Genomic DNA, 19,229 nt, shown 5'->3' with positions numbered 1-19,229 from the left:
CGGTTTCCCCCTAGTCTTCGTCCGTTTTCACGTTCATCTCTTTATCCCGAAACACCTGCTGGGCGTCCTGAATTTCAACGCGGAGTTGGCTCATCTCGGCATCGAGTAAAAAGGCCGCCTCGGCTGCACGTCTCAATCGTTCCTGAACTTCAAGAGGCATGTCACCATCATATTTATAATTCAATGAGTGCTCAATCGTGGCCCAGAAATTCATCGCAAGCGTGCGGATTTGCACTTCAACGAGCGTAGGGATTTCACCTTGAATCGTCTGAACCGGGTACTCGATGATGACATGATACGATCGATAGCCCGAGTCTTTCTGATGGGTAATGTAATTGCGTTCTTCCACTATTTTAAAATCTGTTCGACGATGTAGCAAATCCAAGACGTGAACGATATCATCGACAAATTGACACATGATTCGTAATCCCGCTATATCCTGCATATCCGTCGCCAATTCATGGTCAGCGATATTTTTTCGTTTCGCTTTCTCGAGAATGCTCCCGACCGGCTTCACTCGACCTGTGACAAATTCAATCGGAGAATGGTCATTTTGGGACTTGAATTGCTTTCGAACGGCTTTCAATTTGACTTTCAACTCGTCTACCGCGATTTGATACGGTACTAAAAACTGATCCCAGTACATTGATTGCATACGCTGTCACCACTTTCGTTCTTTTCCGGAAAAAACGCGTCCTTTCCGTATGTATCCGTTTGTATGGTATCATAAACGAACAATTGTTCATAGAATGGAGCGATGATTCATGACCCAAGAAGTGGAAATTGAATTTAAATCAATGTTGACGAAAGACGAGTATGAGACACTCCTACGTGCCTATCAGCTTGATGACCAAGTTCGTTGGCAGGCGAATGATTATTTCGACACCCCTTCCTTTCAGCTAAAAGCGAACGGGGCAGCACTTCGCATTCGCGAGAAGAAACATGGTCAAGTGCTGACGTTAAAGCAACCCAACGAGGTCGGCTTACTTGAGACACACGCCACAATTACAGAAGATGAGGCTGAGGATTTGTTTAAGTATGGAATCATTCATGACGAGCAAATGAAGCAGGCATTGGCTCCGTTTCAGCTAAATGAACCGCTTGAGCATCTCGGTCGACTCGAGACGAACCGGGCAGAGCTCCAGACAGAAGACGGTCTCCTCGTTTTGGACGAAAGCCATTATTTGGAGACGACCGACTATGAAATAGAATTTGAAGTGACGAATGAAGAAGAGGGAAAACGTGCGTTCGAAGGACTTCTTGAAAAACATGGTCTCCCCTATCGTCCCGCTAAAAATAAAATCGTCCGATTCATGGAATTAAAAATAAGTCGGTTGGAAGGTTGAGCAGATACATTGCCAACCTTTTTTTTTCGTTGCTACAATGAGTTTACAAAGTTAAATGAGTTTTTTGACGAGAGGAGGCGACACAAATGGAACTTGAACAATGTAATGGGTCATCCTGTTCACTGGAAGAAACTCCTATTCAAGTAACGTATAAGCCATTGGAGTTATTCTATTTCATGGACATCTCAAGTCCTGAGAACTTTCATGTGATGACACTGATCAAAAAGTTAGAGATTGAATACGGACACGTGATTCGTTTTCGAATGGTCTCTACCGTTCCTAGCTGTGTTGGCGGATGTCAGGAAGAAGTTCGCCTTCTCACCATGATCAAAGCGCTGGAATTACAAGGGAAACGTCATGCGATGCGCTTCTTGCGTCATTTGCATGTGAATGATCTATTCTCTGGTGAACAACTCGGTTCAATCGATTTATGGGAAATCGCACGTTCTTTCGAAGAGTATGGCCTTGATTTAAGTGAACTCGAAGCCGATCTTCAATCGAACCAGCTCTTGAATGCATTAGCTGTCGACCATCAAGTGTTGAAAGATTGGGAGATTGAGTCATTGCCCGCACTCACATTCGTGACGCGCGATGAAGCATTGAAGATTGAAGGGGTTTATCCGTACGATGTCTATCAATCGGTCATGACTGAATTGTTAGGTTATGCACCGAGCCGTACGACCGATTGGGATGTAGCCAAAGTGTTGGCACGCTATGATGCTTCGACCATCACAGAGCTATCGTACATTCTAGACTTAGAGAAGACAGTGATTGAACGCGAATTGAAGAAGCTCTCCCTACAACAGCGTTGCCGTCCTGTGCCAGGATGTAGCGGTGAAGCGTGGGCTCAAACGAAATAAAAAAGAACCCCATGGCCGGGGAGCCATGGGGTTTTTGACGTCTCAAGCGGGGACAAGAGACATCGAAGCTTGAGGCCCGGGGAAGGCCTACAAGATGGGAGAAAGTTTACGGTCAATAAAGGGGTTTGTGATTGATTTCACACTTATAATATACCTAGTGCAGAATCATCTGACAACCTCTTTGTGCATATTGTCACATATTGTTCACGAGAACAATAATGATTCCATTTCATCAAGAACCACTTCGAACTGATCGAGCGCTTTTAATACCGGCTCCTTCGTCGTCATATCGACGCCAGCCGCCTTCAACACCTCGATCGGATAGTCACTAGAACCCGCCTTCAAGAAGTTATCGATATAACGACGCACGGCTGGCTCCCCTTCTTCCATGATCTGTTGTGACAGTGCAGCAGATGCCGAAATCCCTGTCGCATATTGATAGACGTAGTAGTTGTAATAGAAGTGCGGGATGCGCGCCCACTCATATGAAATCTCTTCATCGATGACAATCTCGTCTCCGAAGTAACGTTTGTTCAACTCGATGTATGTTTCATTTAAGTACTCCGGAGTGAGCGATACGCCTTCTTGAGCAGCTTGATGAATCATGTGTTCGAATTCAGCGAACATCGTTTGACGGAACAATGTTCCACGGAACGTTTCAAGCTGATTGTTCAACAAGTAGAGACGTTCTTCTTTCGCTGTTCTCGTTTTCAACAAATGGTCATTCAACAAAGCTTCGTTCGTCGTCGATGCCACTTCTGCAACGAAGATCGAGTAATCGCCATACGGATATGGTTGCGATGCGCGCGTGTAATGACTATGCACCGAGTGTCCGAACTCGTGTGCGAGCGTGAACAAGTTGTTGACGTTATCTTGCCAGTTCATCAGGATGAACGGTTGCGTATCGTATGCTCCCGAGGAGTAAGCACCGCTACGCTTACCGCGTGTCTCTCGAACGTCGACCCAACGCGAATCGAGACCGTCTTTGACGATTTGGACGTACTCTTCTCCGAGTGGTGCCAAACCATCTACCATCCATTGTTTCGCTTCTTCATATGATACTTTCATTTCGACATCTTTGACGAGTGGTGTGTAGAGGTCATACATATGCAACTCATCTAAGCCGAGCGCTCGCTTACGCAACGCGACATAACGATGTAACAAGTCGAGTCGTTCGTTTACCGCTTCTACAAGCCCGTCGTATACAGACTCCGGAATCGCATTATGATGGAGCGCGGACTGTCTTGCACTTTCAAACTTACGGACAGTCGCATAGAAGTTATCTTTCTTCACACTTCCAGATAATGTTGAGGCGAACGTATTCAAATATTGCGCGTACGTCCCGTACATCGCTTTAAATGCCCCTTCGCGAACGCTTCGGTCAGCCGATTCAAGGAACGTGATATATCGACCGTGCGTCAACTCAACTTCTTCCCCTTTTTCATTTTTCACTTTCGGGAATTTTAAATCTGCGTTGTTGAGCATACCGAACGTCGAGCTCGATTGACCGAGCACATCTCCGGCTTGTGCCAAAATCGATTCTTCCGCCTCCGTCAACACGTGTGGACGCTCTAGTGCCAACTCATCGAATGCATGACGATAAACGCGAAGTGACTCATTCTGCTCCATGAAGGCTTCAATCTGATTCTCATCAATCGAGAGCAACTCAGGTGTCATAAACGCGAGTTGTGCTGAAACTTGAGACGCAAGTGAGCCGGCACGATCATTCAATGCTTGATAATGGCTATTCGCCGTGTCTTCGTCATAGCGCATATGAGCATACGTATATAGCTTATGTAACTGACGTGAGAGATCGTCTCGAAGTTGCAACGCTTCGTGCAACGTTTCCGCCGACTCCCCAAGGCGTCCTTTAAATCCAATCAATGCCGGCACTTTCTCTTTTAACGCTTGAAAATCCGATTCCCAAGCCTCGTCATTGCTGTAGATGGTTTCTAAGTTCCATGTTTCTTCCACTGGAACTTGCTGTCTAGTCAATACCTCTGACATACGTCCACTTCCTTTTCGATGATTAAGTCGATTGTAAGATCAATCGCTGAAGTCCTTGAAACAAACGTGTATCGTGATGTCTGGCCTCCTGGTAATGCTTTGGATGCGGCCATGACCTGACATCACAGGATAGACGACTCGCATTCAAGAGTTGTTTCCATTGTACATGAAATGACTGGAAAAAGTCGCTTGTCGGTGTCACTCCAAATTGGCGACACGTTTTTTGAATACTCCATTCCACGGAATCGCGCGGTGCCTCGTATCGATTCAAATAATGCACGGTCTGAAAATCAATCGGATGTACACGGATTCCCCAAAGCGATGAAAGCGGAAGGTAACAGGCGGTCGGTAATAATCCGGGTAACAGACCAAGTGGATAGAGCCGATTCAATATGAGCCGTCGATTTAGCGGAGACGGATAAATCGGCGACATGCGTTTACGACGAATCATCTCTATCCATTCAAAAGCATCGAACCGATAATAAGCTTCGTACGGTGACGTGTTCACTGAAGATGAGATTTCCCAGTTTCCGATTCCATACTTGATCGAAATCGGAAATCCATTGAAGCGTAACAATCTCCCATTTTTCACCGTCAACAACCGATGTCGCTGAAAAAGTTCTAGACGCATCCATGGTTGAAACGATTGATTGCTTCTCAAATCGAGACCGCTCGCAATCCAAATCACATCAAGCCCCGCTCGTCGATAATCAATCGTTCGCTCGGCGTATTCTTCCGGTCGCAAGGGAGATGCCTGAATTTCGAACACGGTGTGCTGCCCGTCCATGTTCGTGAGTACGTCAGCTCGACGATTCTTAATCGTCACCTCTTGCTCGACTGGATAGCCTTTCTCTTGAAGCCACTGGCACACCGCCCATTTATCCTGATGGTGCGTGACCGATTCAGCCCTCCCACAGGTGTGGATATGCGCAAAATGCAGCCGTCGCTTCACACCTTGCTTTACAATCAATACTTCCTGACAAGTCGGACATCGAAAAGGAGCAAGTTGCTCTGCTTGCATCCGATTTAATGTAAAGGAATCAACGATATCCCCTTCCCGATCGATTGCAAACCGCATCTTGCTCCCTCCTCATAGCAGTGGTGAAAACATTCTGGCTAATGATTCAACGAGTTTGATAAAGAATGACCGTTTCGCGAACTCTTCTAATACGAGTTCGTGTGACCCTTCGAAATCATCATATAAGTCTTGTTTCAGTTGATGGACTGAGTTCGTGTTATAGAGGAGCGCATTGACCTCGAAGTTCAAATGAAAGCTCCGAAAATCCATGTTCGCCGTCCCAATCGTGGCTAATCCATCATCCACCACGATGACTTTTGAATGCATGAATCCCTTCTCATATAGATAGATCTTTACCCCGGCGAGTAACAGTTCTTCATAATAGGACCGACTCGCGTAGAACACGATTTTATGGTCGGGATAACTCGGTAAGACGATGCGGACATCAATTCCTGATAATGATGCCGTCTTTAAGGCACTCATAATGTCTTCATCCGGAATCAAGTAAGGTGACGAAATGTAGACAGATTTTTTCGCAGCATTGATGAGTGAAAAGTAAATAGATTTCATCGTCTCATAAGGTTCATCCGGTCCACTCGCAACGATTTGAACCCCTCCGCTCGCACTTCTTACCGTCTCAAGCGGCTCAAGATAGAACGGTGTGAATAGGCGTTCCCCGGTCATGTAATACCAATCTTGCAAGAAAATCAGTTGCAGTTCAGATACCCCTTCTCCTCTTACATACAGATGAGTGTCGCGCCAAAATCCGAACTTAGAGTGCTCACCCAAGTACTCATCCCCTACATTCAAGCCCCCTGTGAATGCCTCCGTACCATCGATGACCACGATTTTTCGATGGTTTCGATAGTTCGTCTTACTCGAAACGAGTGGCAATACAACTGGAAAGAATGCCTGGACTTGGACACCGGCTTGCTTCATCTCTTCAAAGAACGTGCCACTCGTATGAATGGACCCGACCGCATCGTACAAAAACCGGACTTCGACCCCCGCCTTCGCCTTTTCAATCAAGATTCGCTGTATTTCCCGAGAAATACGATCTTCCCGAAAAATATAATACTCTAGATGGATGTGTCGGGACGCTCCTTTCAGAGCCGGCAATAACTTCGAGAATTTTTCACGGCCGTTCGTCAAGATTTGGGTATACGTATTCGATGAAACAGGTAATTGGTTCAACGAAGAAGTAAGATGCATCAGCTTCTCATAATCGTCGTGGGCGAACATAAGAGACGGCGACAACGTCATCGCTTTCTGACGATAGGCCAAGTATGTCTCTTCATCAAGCATCGCTTTTTCTTTGAACATACGTTTACGTCGATAGTTCTGGCCGAATACAAAGTATGCAAATAATCCGATGACTGGAAAACCAATCATGACGATTGCCCAAATGAGCGTACGTTGTGGATTTCGATTTTCAAGTAAGATGACGAGTAATATACTGAACGTTGTCAAAAAGACGAGAATCGAGAACAATCCAATTACTTGTGAGCTCCAGTAATACGATAATATCGCAATGAGTCCTGCGAGCAAAATGAGGGAAAAGAGTACTTGTATGCGTCGCAACATATTATAAGCTGACCTCGTTTCTGTCATGTATTATCATTAATTATACATCGTAACGTCATCTTTTTGAGGGGAGCGAATGAATTATGGGGACTTTTCTGATCACAGGTGCGACAAGCGGGATTGGTCGCGCCGTCGCTTTACAGTTGACTGCTAAGGGGCACCGAGTCATCGGGATCGGTCGGGATGAAACAAGAGGCGCCTCTCTCGAGTCTGATTCAAATGGACAAGCCACATTCATTCGATGTGACCTTGCTTCGACAGAGGACATCGACCATCTTTTCTCTCAGTTGAAAGAGCAAGGTGTGACCTTGAACGGATTATTTAATAACGCCGCTACTTTTGGTAGACCGGGCACACCTGAACGTTTGACACATGAGTCGTATAACGAGGTATTCGATGTCAACTTGTATGCGCTGAACACCGTCACACAACGTGCCATTCCCCTATTTGACCAAGGAGCGAGTGTCGTCAACAATGCCGCCATCGTTGGGCACGTCAAGTTTCCACCGATGCTCGCGCACTATGCCGCTTCAAAGGCGGCCGTAATAGCCTTAACTAAAACGTTCGCACACCGAATGAAAGGAAAAGTAAGATTCAATGCCGTTTGTTTTGGACCGATTGACACACCGCTCAGTCACAAGCTATATGGGGGTGAAGCAAAGTTCAAAGAGGCGATGACCCACCATTTCCGGGGACATGCCGCACATCCTGAGGAAGTGGCGCCGGTCGTAGAATTTTTATTGACTGATGCTTCAACTTACATTAACGGCCAAGCCATCACAGTCGATGGCGGATATACATTGTCTTGAACAGAGACCACCTCTTCTTTAGAACAGGTGGTCTCTACTCATGTCGTCATCTTTTTAGCCCGATTCATCTTATTGCGCAAATAGTTCTGTTCTTTCGCATGAAGACGATCCCAATCAATCACATCCGCAAAATATTGAATCATGTCCTCAAATGTCGAATCGAGTGTTTCATGTGCTTGGAGGCGCGCCATTCGAATCGCCTCGAACACGGACCCCATCACAAAGATATCTCGGCTCGCATAAGTCTGCATCGGCGATAGCGATTCAAATATAATCGTCTCAAGCGTTTTTCGTTTCACATGCCAGTCAGACTTCCCGTTCGAATACAAAAAATCACCATCTGGTAATTCACAAAGTTCTCTTAAAATATCCCCGATGTAATGAATCGCATGAATTGCCGTGTTCGGATCATTGATTCCTGGAGAGATTCCTCTTAGCGCAATCTCACTCAATTTTTCAACCGCAAATGACGGGTCTTGCATCGAAGAACGAACTTCGCCAATCTCAAACAACTCGATGTCCGGCACATCCTCACCCTTCCAGAATCCGAGTAAATCACCTTTAGCAACGAAATCCCCGACGGCTACGACGGACTCAAAGTCCGTTTCTTGATCTCCTTGCTTCTCTCTTAAAAACAATCGGATGTACCCTGTTCGCGGAGCTCGTACCGCTTGACCATCGAATGAATGGACGGATCGAGGCAGGACGAGATGAACCTCATCCGACTCAATCGCATCTTTTTGCTCGCTGATGACAGAGAGCGCTTCTTTATGTAACGCGGACAATAGACGTTCCGCCTGAATCGAAACACTGATCGTCTGGATGAACTTGACGAATGCCCAAATCGAACCAATAACTAAGAGCACACTGATCCCGGACGACAACACGACGCCTTCATCTGCCGTACGGACGAGGAATAAGTTCGAAATCCCATAAACCGTCGTCATGATGAAAAGACCGAGCGTATGCTTGGCCGACGTGTTCGTCAAAAAGTTATTGATCGTCCGGGGAGAGAACTGAGAAGAATATGTTGTCAATACGACCAGAATCGTGGAAAAACTGAACGTCATCATCGTCATCAGGCTCGTAAATGTCGAAGACAACACGGATGCCGCTGAGTCCAGATCTAAATAAATAAAGTCTGGTAATAAATCACGAAAAAAATCCCCAAATACTTGGGTTAATGCCGTTAATACGATGCCACCCATTCCGTATAAAAATGGGACAAACCATGCACTGTCATCAAGTAGTAATCGAATTCGTCTCACCATACCAACACCTCTTTACCGTCGATTTGAAAAAATCGCCTGTCCAACTGAACAGGCGATGTACCATTAAAAATAGTGACGCACTTTCGCAAAGACGTCGCCATCGAGAATGAGTTTCCCATACTCTTCTAGCATCGGTTGCGTCTGTGTACTGAATGTTAAATACTCTGCTAAAAGACTGAGTGCATTCTCTTCGTCTTCCGGTTCCATTTCATCCGGGAAATCAATCCACAAGTAGTAACGGTCTTGATAGTGGTATAGTTTCAAATCAAGATCGCTGAACATGTCTCCTGTACGTTTACTCAGCGAAATGATTGCCTCGAAATCATTTGTTTCCATCGCGAGTGGTGCCCAAGCATCTGCCTCGGCTTCAAGTTCATCCAACTCACTCAATTGGTCGAGTACCGATTGTTGATCCCGTGCCTCATCGATTGCTGATCGAAGAAGCGAACCGAGTTCAGAATCGTCTTCCGTGTCCATTACATTTTTCGCGATTGTCACAGTCACTTCTAGACCTTTTTCAAAAGCTTGTACTTGAATCCATAGTGGACCATCAAACGAGATGTCTTCACGTTCGTGAGCCTCGTCCATCATTTGCCAGAACAGCTGCTCGCCTCGTTCTCGATTGTACCAAATTTCATCACGAGCAAAACCACGTTTCTCGATATCCACGTATGTGATGAAAAATTTGACGGTATTATCATTGATGCGCTCAATTTTCACGATTGTCCACTCCCTTCTCACCTCGCTCCCAATTCACATAAGGAGGAGAGGGGAAATTGTCTTTTTATCTTTGTACCCTTTTTAACATCGTTCAATCTAGATGAAGGGTTATAACTTTATTTTATAGGAAATAATCGATAATAAAAAGCACACTGCTTAAACAGTATGCTCTCATTCATTCACAAGTCGCTGGGCTTCCTGTAATTGGAACGTCCGAACTTTACGTGGCAAGAATCGACGAATCTCATCTTCGTTATATCCGACCTGTAAACGTTTCTCATCAATCAGAATCGGACGACGTAAAAGACCTGGATATTCTTGAATCAAATCGTAAAGCTGTTGAAGAGATAACGCATCAACAGACACATCGATTTTAGAAAAGACTTTCGAGCGAGTCGAAATGATTTCATCCGTCCCGTCTTCTGTCATACGTAAAATTTGTTTAATCTCATTCAATGAGAGCGGTTCTGAAAATATGTTTCGTTCTGTAAACGGGATATCATGTTCTTCGAGCCAAGCCCGTGCCTTTCGGCAAGATGTACAGCTTGGAGACGTATAAAGTGTGACCATTTTTCTTCCTCCCTGATCGAGTATGCGTCCATCTTTTTAAGTGACTCTATTTGTATACCCAAATTCGCATCCACTTAATTATAGTAATTCTTATTTATCAAAACTTCAATGATATTCTTTATCAATCAGATATGAAAAGAGGGCGCATTCGTTGAATGCGACCTTGAACGACCTAACTTAAGACGCAGGGATTCGAGAAACCGGTTGAGACACCGTCTCTTTCCCTGGCTTGACTTGTAAGTCTTTCAGCTTTTTCTTCAATACTTCTTTCAAAAGTCTCTTTTTCTCTCGCAGAACTTTGTCACGTTCTTTCATGGCCTCTCACCCCCATACAGCGTAAGGAACCGACCGAGCATTACCGATTCTGAAAATCTTGAAGTTGCACTATATCTACATTTAAATTATAGCACACTCGTTTGTGAAATGTGAATCATTCTTACACGTTCATCTCAAATTTACACAGATATCATTTGCAATGAATTGAAGAAACCTGTATAGTTTATAGAAATAACCTTTTTATTTTAAAGGAGGAGAGCGATGATGAGAATCACTTTAGAAACGATTATGAAACATCCGGTTACCCAAAAATATTTAACTCGATCTGGTTTAAAACATGCGGTCGACGTCTGTGAACGCGCTCTCGAAATGGCAACGAAACGTGGTCTTGATACAGATTTGGCGACGAAAGCTGCGCTTCTTCATGATATCGGACACTATGAATGGTATACAGAAGGTAAATGGAATTATGATTTGTATCGTCAGAACGATATCCATGCGATTAAGGGGGCCGAACGTGCCCACAAATTATTGATTCGTTTAGGGGAAGATCCAGCCCGAGCAAAAGAGATTTCTGTCATGATTCTCTTGCACACGGATTCCTACCTACCACCGAGTCGTATTCAACGAACTCCACTTCAACAGCTCGTCCATGACGCGGACACGTATGTGGAGCAGCCAGGCGGTCTTCATCATTACGAGACAATGGAAATTGAAGATGCGTTAGCTCGCGTCCGTCTAATCGACGCCATCGTGGAACGTCTTTCTAATTTACCACGCATCTCGAACGGATAATCAGTCACCTACTTTAATAGGTGATTTTTTTGTGCAAAAAAATCCTGACTCAATAAATGAGTCAGGATTGATTTCGTTATACGAGTTGCGCTTTATACGCTTCGTACTCTTCGTCTGTGAGCGAGACATAGTGCCCCGGCTCAACTTCGCGAAGTGGCGGGATACTTGAATCTTCATCTGAACGTCCGACTGGACCTTTCGATGTCGATTCATATACGATCCGTTTACGTGTACGCTCATGCTCTGGGTCTGGAAGCGGAATCGCTGAAAGGAGCGATTTCGTATAGGCATGAATTGGGTTCTCATAAAGGCGATCTGCTGTTGCAAGCTCTACGAGGTGACCTTGATACATAACACCGATACGGTCAGAGATGTATTTAACCATCGATAAATCGTGAGCGATGAACAAATACGTCAAATCGCGATCGCGTTGCAATTCTTTCATCAAGTTGACGACCTGCGCTTGAATCGAAACGTCAAGTGCAGAAATCGGCTCATCGGCGATGATGAAGTCCGGTTCAACCGCAAGAGCACGGGCAATCCCGATACGCTGACGCTGACCACCTGAGAATTCATGTGGATAACGGCTCGCGTGCTCTTTCGTCAAACCAACTGTTTCAAGAAGGTCATATACGCGGTTCATGCGGTCTTCTTTCGTCTTCGCAAGACCGTGAATATCGATTCCTTCTGCGATGATATCGGCGACTGTCATACGCGGATTGAGCGAAGCGTATGGATCTTGGAAAATCATTTGCATCGCACGGTTGAATTTCAACTTGTCTGCCTTCGATTTTTTTTCGTGGACGTTTTCGCCTTTGAACACGACATCGCCATCCGTCGCGTCGTAGAGACCGATAATCGTACGTCCTGTCGTTGACTTCCCACAACCAGACTCACCTACGAGTCCAAGCACTTCACCTTTGTAAATATCAAATGAAATCCCGTCGACCGCTTTGACAACGCGGCCACGACCAATTTTAAAGTGCTGCTTCAGGTTTTTTACCTCGAGTAATTTCTCGCGTTCCATTATTCAGCACCACCTTTCGTAAACGATTTTGCGAACGCACTGTCTGGACGATATTTGAGAGCGAGTTCACGAATCGCGCGTGGCGGGTTCACCGCTGGCGCTTGCGGATGTAACAACCAACTCGAAGCGAAGTGTGTATCACTTACTTGGAACATCGGTGGCTCTTTCTCAAAATCAATCTTCATCGCGTATGGATTACGCGGTGCGAATGCATCCCCTTTTGGAGGATCGAGCAAGTTTGGAGGCGTACCCGGGATTGCCGGTAACGCTTCATTGCGGTCATCTGTCGGACGCGGCATCGAACCGAGAAGTCCCCATGTGTATGGGTGACGTGGCTCATAGAAAATCTCATCAACCGTTCCTTTTTCAACGAGACGTCCCGCATACATAACAGCAACACGGTCAGCCATGTTCGCAACAACACCAAGGTCGTGCGTGATGAAGATAATCGCTGTGCCGGTCTTTTGCTGAATGTCTTTTAACAGTTCAAGAATCTGCGCTTGAATCGTTACGTCGAGTGCTGTTGTCGGTTCATCGGCAATCAACACTTTTGGGTTACATGCGAGTGCGATCGCAATAACGATCCGTTGTCGCATCCCACCAGAAAGTTGGTGTGGATACTGTTTCAAGCGTGCTTCAGGGTTTGGAATCCCTACAAGTGTCAACAGTTCGAGCGTACGTTTCTTCGCATCCTCACCCGTTAACCCTTGGTGCTGTTTCAACCCTTCTGCGATTTGCTTGTAAATCGTCATCGTCGGGTTGAGCGATGTCATCGGGTCTTGGAAAATCATTGCGATGTCGCGACCACGAATTTTAAGCATTTCTTTTTCCGAAAGTTTCGCCAAGTCTTTTCCTTCGAACATGATTTCTCCGTTCGTGATTTCACCTGGAGGGTTCGGAATGAGACGCATAATTGCCTTCGAAGTAACGGATTTACCTGAACCCGATTCTCCTACGATGGCGAGCGTCTCGCCTTTTTTCAAATCAAACGAAACACCACGAACAGCCTGAACTGTTCCTGCATATGTGTGGAACGAGACCTCTAAGTCTCGGACTGATAAAATCGTTTCCATGCACGAGTCCCCCTCTTTCTTTTTTATTTACGCATTTTCGGATCGAACGCATCACGCAAGCCATCGGCAAGCAAGTTGAAGCTGACCATGAGCAAGACGATGATGATAGACGGGATAATAAGAAGGAACGGGAAAGTTCGTAGTTCTTTGTATCCATCGTTGATCAACGTACCAAGTGATGCCTGTGGTGGTTGAAGCCCGATTCCGATAAAGCTGAGGAATGCCTCGAAGAAGATGGCAGATGGAATCGTGAACATGAGTGTGATGATAATGGCACCCAATGTGTTCGGAATTAAATGTTTGAAAATCAAGCGTCCACTTGAAGCACCGAGTGTACGAGCTGCCAAGACGAACTCTTGGTTTTTGAGTTTGAGAATCTGACCTCGAACGAGTCGACTCATCCCAATCCAACCGGTGATGGCCATGGCAAGGATGATGGTGAAGACACCTGGGTCAAAGATCAAGATGAACAAGATGATCAAAATCAAGTTAGGTACACCTGTCAAGATTTCAACAATACGTTGCATGATGTTATCCGTACGTCCACCGAAGTAAGCTGAAATACCACCGTATGCAACTCCAATGATTGTATCGATGATGGCTGCGACTAAACCGATAAAGAGGGAGATTCGTGTCCCTTCCCAAATCCGCGACCAAAGATCACGACCGAGATAATCGGTACCAAACCAGAAGTTTTCTTCTACATTCTTTTGTTCGTAGAAGTCGATTTCACGACCTCCAAGTGTTGCCAACCCATCAAATCCAGCCCATTCAAGTCCAGTGACTTTAGGCGGTAGTTTTGCTTGCGAGATGTTCTGTTCGTATGCATCTCGGCTTGAGAGCATCGGTCCAAACAAAGCGAGTGCGACGAGAATTAAAATAATCGAGAGCGAGATGATAGCCGCCTTGTTTTTCTTTAGGCGCATCCATGCATCTTGCCAAAAGTTCAAACTTTTTCCGGCAATCCGCTCACCAAGCTGTTCATTCATTTCAACTGGTGTGAACATGTCTTGGTCGAACTGTTCGTAATTCTTTTTGTTTTCAATCATCAGTTATTCCCCCCAAGACGAATACGTGGGTCCACAACCCCATAGAGCAAGTCGACAAGTAAAATGATAATAATGAAGAGGGCCGAGAAGAAGAGTGTCGTGCCCATGATGACAGAGTAATCATTCAACGTGATTGACGTAACGAACAATTCTCCAAGACCAGGTACTGCGAAAATTTTCTCGATAACGAATGTACCCGTTAAAAGTCCAGCTGTCATCGGTCCAAGAATCGTGATCGCTGGGATCATCGCGTTACGTACCATGTGTTTCCATACGATGGCGTTACCCGTCAACCCTTTCGCTTTCGCGAGCGTGACATAGTCTTGTCCGGTTACTTCTAACATCTCGGTTCGGACGAAACGGGCAATTGCTGCCGTAACCCCGAGCGATAACGAGATGGTTGGTAAGATCGTATGAGCTGGAGATTCCCAGAATGCTACCGGAAGCAACTGTAATTTAACTCCAACATAGTACTGAAGGAGGGCTGCAAAGACGAATGATGGGACGGAAATCCCGATTACCGATACGAACATTGAACCATAGTCAATTGCCGTATTGTGACGAATCGCCGCAACAACACCCAACAATACACCTAATAGAGTTCCAAGTACTAATGCCTGAACCCCTAATTGTGCCGATGGACCAATTCGTTCCATAATCAACTCAGTTACTGGACGGTTAGCCGTACGGAACGATACGCCAAGGTCACCTTGTAGCATGTTTCCAATGTACGTCGCATAGCGGACCGGAAGCGGATCATTGAGTCCGTAGCGGTCATTCAACAATTGAATTTGTGATTCTGTCAGTTTTTCCTGGTTCTGATAAGGCGAACCTGGGAGCAGGTCCATCAGGAAGAACGTGAACGTGGCAATCAAGAAGAACGTGATGAGGCCGTAAGTCAGCCGTTGTAGGATATAACGTCCCATGAATAAAAACCCCCTGTTTTGTCTAATTCTTTCTACTACTTGCACCAACAGCTTCACTATGACATATGACCTATTTTTCAAATTCACAAAATGAAAGGAATTTTCTGAAAGAATAGCTTATACGTCATCTCAAGGCTCTTAGTACAGCGACTGAAAATAAAGAAAATTCTTTTCAGAGATTATTCTGAATTTTCACTGTTACTACATTATACTTTACCAACAAAACATTTGAACAGTATTTTCTCATACTTCGCTAGAATTTTTTAGAAAATTGGGGACATGCGGTTAGCATGCCCCCTCCTTCCATTACTTAATATCAACGTATTTGTACTGGTAATCAGCACCAAATAATTGACGGTTGAAGTTCTCGACGTTTGGACGGATCAAGTATGCCACACCAGCTTGGTAGATAGGCATGATTGCTTGATCTTGTTCAATCAAGAGGGCTTCAGCTTCTTTGAACAAGTCGTAACGTGCATCGATGCTTGTTTCAGCAGATGCTTCATCAATCAACTTGTCATACTCAGATGACGAGTAGTTGATGTCGTTTTGTCCATTGTCTGAAGTGAAGATACCAAGGTTCGTAAGCGGATCTTGGTAGTCAGGTCCCCAAAGTGCGAATGACATTTGGTAGTCCCCTTTTGCTTCACGCTCAAGTTTGTTGTTGAAAGGTTGTTGTGCGATCTCAACCGTTACGTTCGGCAAGTTCGACTCGATTTGACCTTTCATGTACTCAGAGATTTGTTTCGATACTTCACTGTCGAACGAGAGGAGTTCGATTGTTGTTGCTTCTCCACCGGTTACTTCTTCCCAAAGTGAAGCAGCTTCTTCAGTGTTTGTTTTGAAGTATTCCACGCCCTCTGTATAATCCGTTCCGTCTTCATACTTTATGAAGTCTTTCGGGATGAATGACGTCGTTGCTACTGAACCGTTGTTCAAGAGCTGATCGATAATCCCTGATGGGTCGACTGCACGTGCGATTGCTTTACGTGCATTTACATCAGAGAAAAGTTCATCTTCATGGTTAAACTTGAAGTAACCAACTGCAGAACGAAGACCTGTGTTGTAATCTTCATCCTCTTGGAATGCTGCGACTTGTTCTGATGCGAGACCAGCATAGTCGACATCGCCCGCTTCATACAAGTTCACGACTGTAGATGTTTCTTTAACAACTTTCACATCAACTGAGTCGAGAGCAACATTTTCTGCATCCCAATATGATTCGTTTTTCGTTAAGACATAGCCTTGTTCACGATCCCATTTAGTCCATGTGAACGGTCCGTTATAAAGAAGGTTTTCAGGACCAGTCGTGAAGTCTTCACCTTTTTCTGTAGCGAATGCTTCGTTGATCGGAGTGAATGTACCGAACGAAGTAAGTGAAAGGAATGATGGGTCTGGACGCTCGAGTGTAACTTCGAGTGTCTTCTCATCGATTGCTTTTACGCCAAGCTCTTCTTTTGGTGTGTCACCAGTGTTGATTGCTTCAGCGTTTTTAACTGTGTTCATGATGTATGCGTACTGTGAGCCTGTTGCAGGATCAACAGCTCGTTGCCAAGCGTAAACAAAGTCGTTTGCTGTGACCGGTTCCCCGTTTGACCATTCAGCATCACGAAGTTTGAACGTGTAAACCGTTTCGTCTTCGTTTACTTCTGGTTCGCCTTCAGCAAGTGCCGGGACGGCATTTCCATCTTTATCAAGACGGTAAAGACCTTCCATTGTGTTGGCGATCAAGTTGAATGCGACCGCGTCTGTAGCAAGAGCCGGATCGGCTGTTGTGATATCTGACGTATCCGTCAAACGAAGAACTTTCTCTCCGTTTGAAGAAGAACCGCCGCCATCAGAGTCTCCGCCTGTCGAACAAGCTGCGAGAACTGAACCGAGTGCCAAGATGATTGTCATCATGAGCAAAATCGATTTTTTCTTCATTGCGATTTCCCCTTTCGTTTTAAAAAACTAGCCGATCGTCGAATAAACATCTTACTTTTTCTTTAATTTTCTGAATATTTCATAAAGTATTCGACGAAAGAACGTTAGGGCTATTGTAAGAAATTTTTAATATAACTGTCAACTATTGAATAAAACGCTGTCATTTGATTTAACATTCTTACTCGCTTTCTGCCCCACCTTCCTAGTATCATAGAAGAAACACGGAATGTTGATGCATTCCCTCTAACGCTCGAAAGGAGATTACATCGTTGAAAAAGTTTCGAAATATATTGATTGTTTGGGGGATTGTCACACTTTTCTATACGGTGTGGTCAATTTTTTCCTATTTCCGAACTGAGTCCTTCACGTTTCATTTGAGTGGCGGCTTGTTCGTTTCAGGTATTCTGATATTTGCCATCGGGATGTTCTCCCATATGAGTGCAACAGGTCTATTTGACGGAATCATGTACGGATTTAAGCGTAATCGACGTGCAAAGTTGAAAGAAATTGACGCGGACTATGAAGAAGATGAGGAAGAAGAACCGGAAGATCGACAACTCCGTAAACAATCGGCTTGGAACTGGGTGTATGTCGGAGTTGGAAGTATCGCTCTCTCATTTCTCGTCGCTTTGATTTAATCTTTTCGTCACTTGAATCCTGTGCTAAACTAAATGCAGAATAAGAACACTTGGATGAAGACAAGTAATTCAATTCCCCTTTTCCTCAGAGAGTCTACGGTGCTGTGAGTAGATGAAAAGTTATTGAATGAATGGACTTCGGAGTGGCTCGCCTGAACAAAAAGTATGGCGAGACGGTTCACGCCCGTTAACGCGTTCAAGTGGCATAGTATATGCAAATTTGGGTGGCACCGCGGTTATTCGTCCCGATTTATTCGGGAGGACGACTGCGGTTTTTTATATTTTTCGGAGGTGTATTCACATGGCAACGATTTTTTCAGGAATCAAACCGACCGGCGTCGTGACGCTCGGGAACTACCTTGGCGCGATGAAACAATTCGTCGACCTACAAGACGACAACAATGCCTATTATTGTATCGTCGATTTACATTCAATTACTGTTCAACTCGACCGTGTCGAGCTCATGAACAACACGCGAAAATTAGCAGCACTTTATCTCGCGTCCGGTCTCGACCCGGAGAAAGCGACGATTTTCGTACAGTCTGAAGTAAAAGCACACGCTCAACTCGGTTGGATGTTAACTTGTATCGCCGGCATGGGCGAGCTCGGTCGTATGACGCAGTATAAAGACAAGTCGCAAGGCAGCGAGAATGTAGGCGCAGGGTTGTTCGTCTACCCGACGCTCATGGCTTCTGATATTTTGTTATACAATACGGAACTCGTTCCAGTCGGAGACGACCAAAAGCAACACATCGAACTTACTCGTGACTTGGCGGAACGCTTTAACAAACGTTATTACGAGACATTCACGATGCCGGAACCACTCATTCAAAAAGAAGGCGCTCGGATCATGTCTCTCACGAATCCCGTGAAGAAGATGTCTAAATCGGATACGAATGCCAAAGGATATATCTCGATGCTCGATGAGCCGAATGTCATTCGCAAGAAAATCAAGAGTGCCGTCACAGATTCGAGTGGTGTCATCTCATTCGATCGGGAGAACAAACCAGGGATTTCAAACTTGTTGGAAATTTATTCACTCTCTACCGGCACTTCAATTGATGACCTCGTCAAGCAATATGAGAATTCGAACTACGGAACATTTAAACAGGATGTGGCAGAAGCGGTCGTTGCCCTGCTTGAACCAATTCAAACGCGTTATCACGAGTTGATTGATTCACCAGAACTCGATGAAATCCTTGATGCCGGTCGCGTGAAGGCTGAAGCCGTCGCGAACAAGAATCTCGCAAAAATCGAGAAAGCGATGGGTCTCAGTCGCAAGCGTGCCAAAGTGAAAAAATAAATGATGTTAAAAAGAACGCTCAGCTGAGCGT

At 45.2% G+C, this 19,229-nt stretch carries 19 protein-coding genes and 1 other annotated feature; of the genes, 6 read left to right on the top strand and 13 right to left on the bottom strand.

Translation table 11 applies throughout. The annotated features are described in order from the left end of the window. Positions 1–10: 10 nt before the first annotated feature. Positions 11–655: a GTP diphosphokinase gene (yjbM, locus tag F3H97_RS02415; RefSeq protein WP_196430469.1), complete on the bottom strand. Its 645-nt coding sequence runs from the start codon at positions 653–655 to the stop codon at positions 11–13. 109 nt (positions 656–764) lie between these two features. On the opposite strand from yjbM, the gene F3H97_RS02410 reads away from it, so the two are divergent. Both F3H97_RS02410 and F3H97_RS02405 read left to right on the top strand, forming a co-directional pair. Further along, positions 765–1,346, top strand: a complete 582-nt coding sequence (locus tag F3H97_RS02410; protein ID WP_196430468.1) for a CYTH domain-containing protein — start codon at positions 765–767, stop codon at positions 1,344–1,346. 86 nt (positions 1,347–1,432) lie between these two features. After that, positions 1,433–2,206, top strand: coding sequence for a DsbA family protein (locus F3H97_RS02405; protein WP_196430467.1), 774 nt, complete (start codon positions 1,433–1,435; stop codon positions 2,204–2,206). A gap of 204 nt (positions 2,207–2,410) precedes the next feature. On the opposite strand, the gene pepF is transcribed toward F3H97_RS02405, so the two are convergent. The 3 genes from pepF to cls are packed head-to-tail and all read right to left on the bottom strand — an operon-like array spanning position 2,411 to position 6,815. Next, the gene (pepF, locus tag F3H97_RS02400; RefSeq protein ID WP_196430466.1) at positions 2,411–4,213 is read right to left on the bottom strand and encodes an oligoendopeptidase F; all 1,803 of its coding nucleotides are present in this window, start codon (positions 4,211–4,213) and stop codon (positions 2,411–2,413) included. Between the two features lie 22 nt (positions 4,214–4,235). Continuing rightward, positions 4,236–5,291 carry a competence protein CoiA gene (locus tag F3H97_RS02395; RefSeq protein ID WP_196430465.1) on the bottom strand — a complete coding sequence of 352 codons (1,056 nt, stop codon included), beginning with the start codon at positions 5,289–5,291 and terminating at the stop codon, positions 4,236–4,238. Between the two features lie 12 nt (positions 5,292–5,303). After that, complete coding sequence (gene cls / locus F3H97_RS02390) at positions 5,304–6,815, bottom strand: cardiolipin synthase (protein ID WP_015881221.1); 1,512 nt, start codon at positions 6,813–6,815, stop codon at positions 5,304–5,306. Between the two features lie 83 nt (positions 6,816–6,898). On the opposite strand from cls, the gene F3H97_RS02385 reads away from it, so the two are divergent. Continuing rightward, on the top strand, positions 6,899–7,624 hold the full coding sequence (locus F3H97_RS02385; protein ID WP_196430464.1) for an SDR family NAD(P)-dependent oxidoreductase: 726 nt from the start codon (positions 6,899–6,901) through the stop codon (positions 7,622–7,624). 38 nt (positions 7,625–7,662) lie between these two features. On the opposite strand, the gene F3H97_RS02380 is transcribed toward F3H97_RS02385, so the two are convergent. The 4 genes from F3H97_RS02380 to F3H97_RS02365 all read right to left on the bottom strand — a co-directional run bounded on the left by F3H97_RS02380 (position 7,663) and on the right by F3H97_RS02365 (position 10,500). Further along, a complete protein-coding gene (locus tag F3H97_RS02380; protein WP_196430463.1) occupies positions 7,663–8,895 on the bottom strand; it encodes a DUF2254 domain-containing protein in 1,233 nt (410 codons plus the stop codon). A gap of 63 nt (positions 8,896–8,958) precedes the next feature. Next, on the bottom strand, positions 8,959–9,615 hold the full coding sequence (gene mecA, locus F3H97_RS02375) for an adaptor protein MecA (protein WP_015881218.1): 657 nt from the start codon (positions 9,613–9,615) through the stop codon (positions 8,959–8,961). A 171-nt stretch (positions 9,616–9,786) separates the two neighbouring features. Further along, positions 9,787–10,185, bottom strand: coding sequence for a transcriptional regulator SpxA (gene spxA, locus F3H97_RS02370; RefSeq protein WP_015881217.1), 399 nt, complete (start codon positions 10,183–10,185; stop codon positions 9,787–9,789). A gap of 177 nt (positions 10,186–10,362) precedes the next feature. Further along, the gene (locus F3H97_RS02365; RefSeq protein WP_015881216.1) at positions 10,363–10,500 is read right to left on the bottom strand and encodes a hypothetical protein; all 138 of its coding nucleotides are present in this window, start codon (positions 10,498–10,500) and stop codon (positions 10,363–10,365) included. Between the two features lie 222 nt (positions 10,501–10,722). Here F3H97_RS02365 and F3H97_RS02360 point away from each other — a divergent pair, with 222 nt between their 5' ends. Next, positions 10,723–11,256 (top strand): HD domain-containing protein, encoded by a 534-nt coding sequence (locus F3H97_RS02360; RefSeq protein WP_074037421.1) that lies wholly within the window; start codon positions 10,723–10,725, stop codon positions 11,254–11,256. A 76-nt stretch (positions 11,257–11,332) separates the two neighbouring features. Here the strand turns inward: F3H97_RS02360 and F3H97_RS02355 are convergent, their stop codons facing one another. The 5 genes from F3H97_RS02355 to F3H97_RS02335 all read right to left on the bottom strand — a co-directional run bounded on the left by F3H97_RS02355 (position 11,333) and on the right by F3H97_RS02335 (position 17,257). Next, entirely contained in the window at positions 11,333–12,283 is a 951-nt protein-coding gene (locus tag F3H97_RS02355; protein WP_074037423.1) for an ABC transporter ATP-binding protein, read from the bottom strand. Next, positions 12,283–13,356: an ABC transporter ATP-binding protein gene (locus F3H97_RS02350; RefSeq protein WP_015881213.1), complete on the bottom strand. Its 1,074-nt coding sequence runs from the start codon at positions 13,354–13,356 to the stop codon at positions 12,283–12,285. Before F3H97_RS02350 ends, F3H97_RS02355 begins: the two co-directional genes overlap by 1 nt. 23 nt (positions 13,357–13,379) lie before the next feature. After that, a complete protein-coding gene (gene opp3C, locus F3H97_RS02345) occupies positions 13,380–14,405 on the bottom strand; it encodes an oligopeptide ABC transporter permease (protein ID WP_074037425.1) in 1,026 nt (341 codons plus the stop codon). After that, entirely contained in the window at positions 14,405–15,331 is a 927-nt protein-coding gene (gene opp3b, locus F3H97_RS02340) for an oligopeptide ABC transporter permease (protein WP_074037427.1), read from the bottom strand. Before opp3b ends, opp3C begins: the two co-directional genes overlap by 1 nt. A 306-nt stretch (positions 15,332–15,637) precedes the next feature. Then, a complete protein-coding gene (locus F3H97_RS02335; RefSeq protein WP_074037428.1) occupies positions 15,638–17,257 on the bottom strand; it encodes a peptide ABC transporter substrate-binding protein in 1,620 nt (539 codons plus the stop codon). 269 nt (positions 17,258–17,526) lie between these two features. Here F3H97_RS02335 and F3H97_RS02330 point away from each other — a divergent pair, with 269 nt between their 5' ends. Together F3H97_RS02330 and trpS are read left to right on the top strand one after the other, a co-directional pair. Next, positions 17,527–17,895: a DUF3899 domain-containing protein gene (locus F3H97_RS02330; protein WP_159562017.1), complete on the top strand. Its 369-nt coding sequence runs from the start codon at positions 17,527–17,529 to the stop codon at positions 17,893–17,895. Positions 17,896–17,937: 42 nt separating this feature from the next. After that, positions 17,938–18,146: a binding site (T-box leader), on the top strand. A 50-nt stretch (positions 18,147–18,196) separates the two neighbouring features. Then, the gene (trpS, locus tag F3H97_RS02325) at positions 18,197–19,198 is read left to right on the top strand and encodes a tryptophan--tRNA ligase (RefSeq protein WP_074037431.1); all 1,002 of its coding nucleotides are present in this window, start codon (positions 18,197–18,199) and stop codon (positions 19,196–19,198) included. Positions 19,199–19,229: the final 31 nt, after the last annotated feature.

The sequence above is a fragment of the Exiguobacterium sp. SRB7LM genome (assembly GCF_015712685.1).
Classification (GTDB): domain Bacteria; phylum Bacillota; class Bacilli; order Exiguobacteriales; family Exiguobacteriaceae; genus Exiguobacterium; species Exiguobacterium profundum.
The sequence above is the reverse complement of the archived record's forward strand: the minus strand, read 5'-3'. Positions and strand labels throughout refer to the sequence as shown.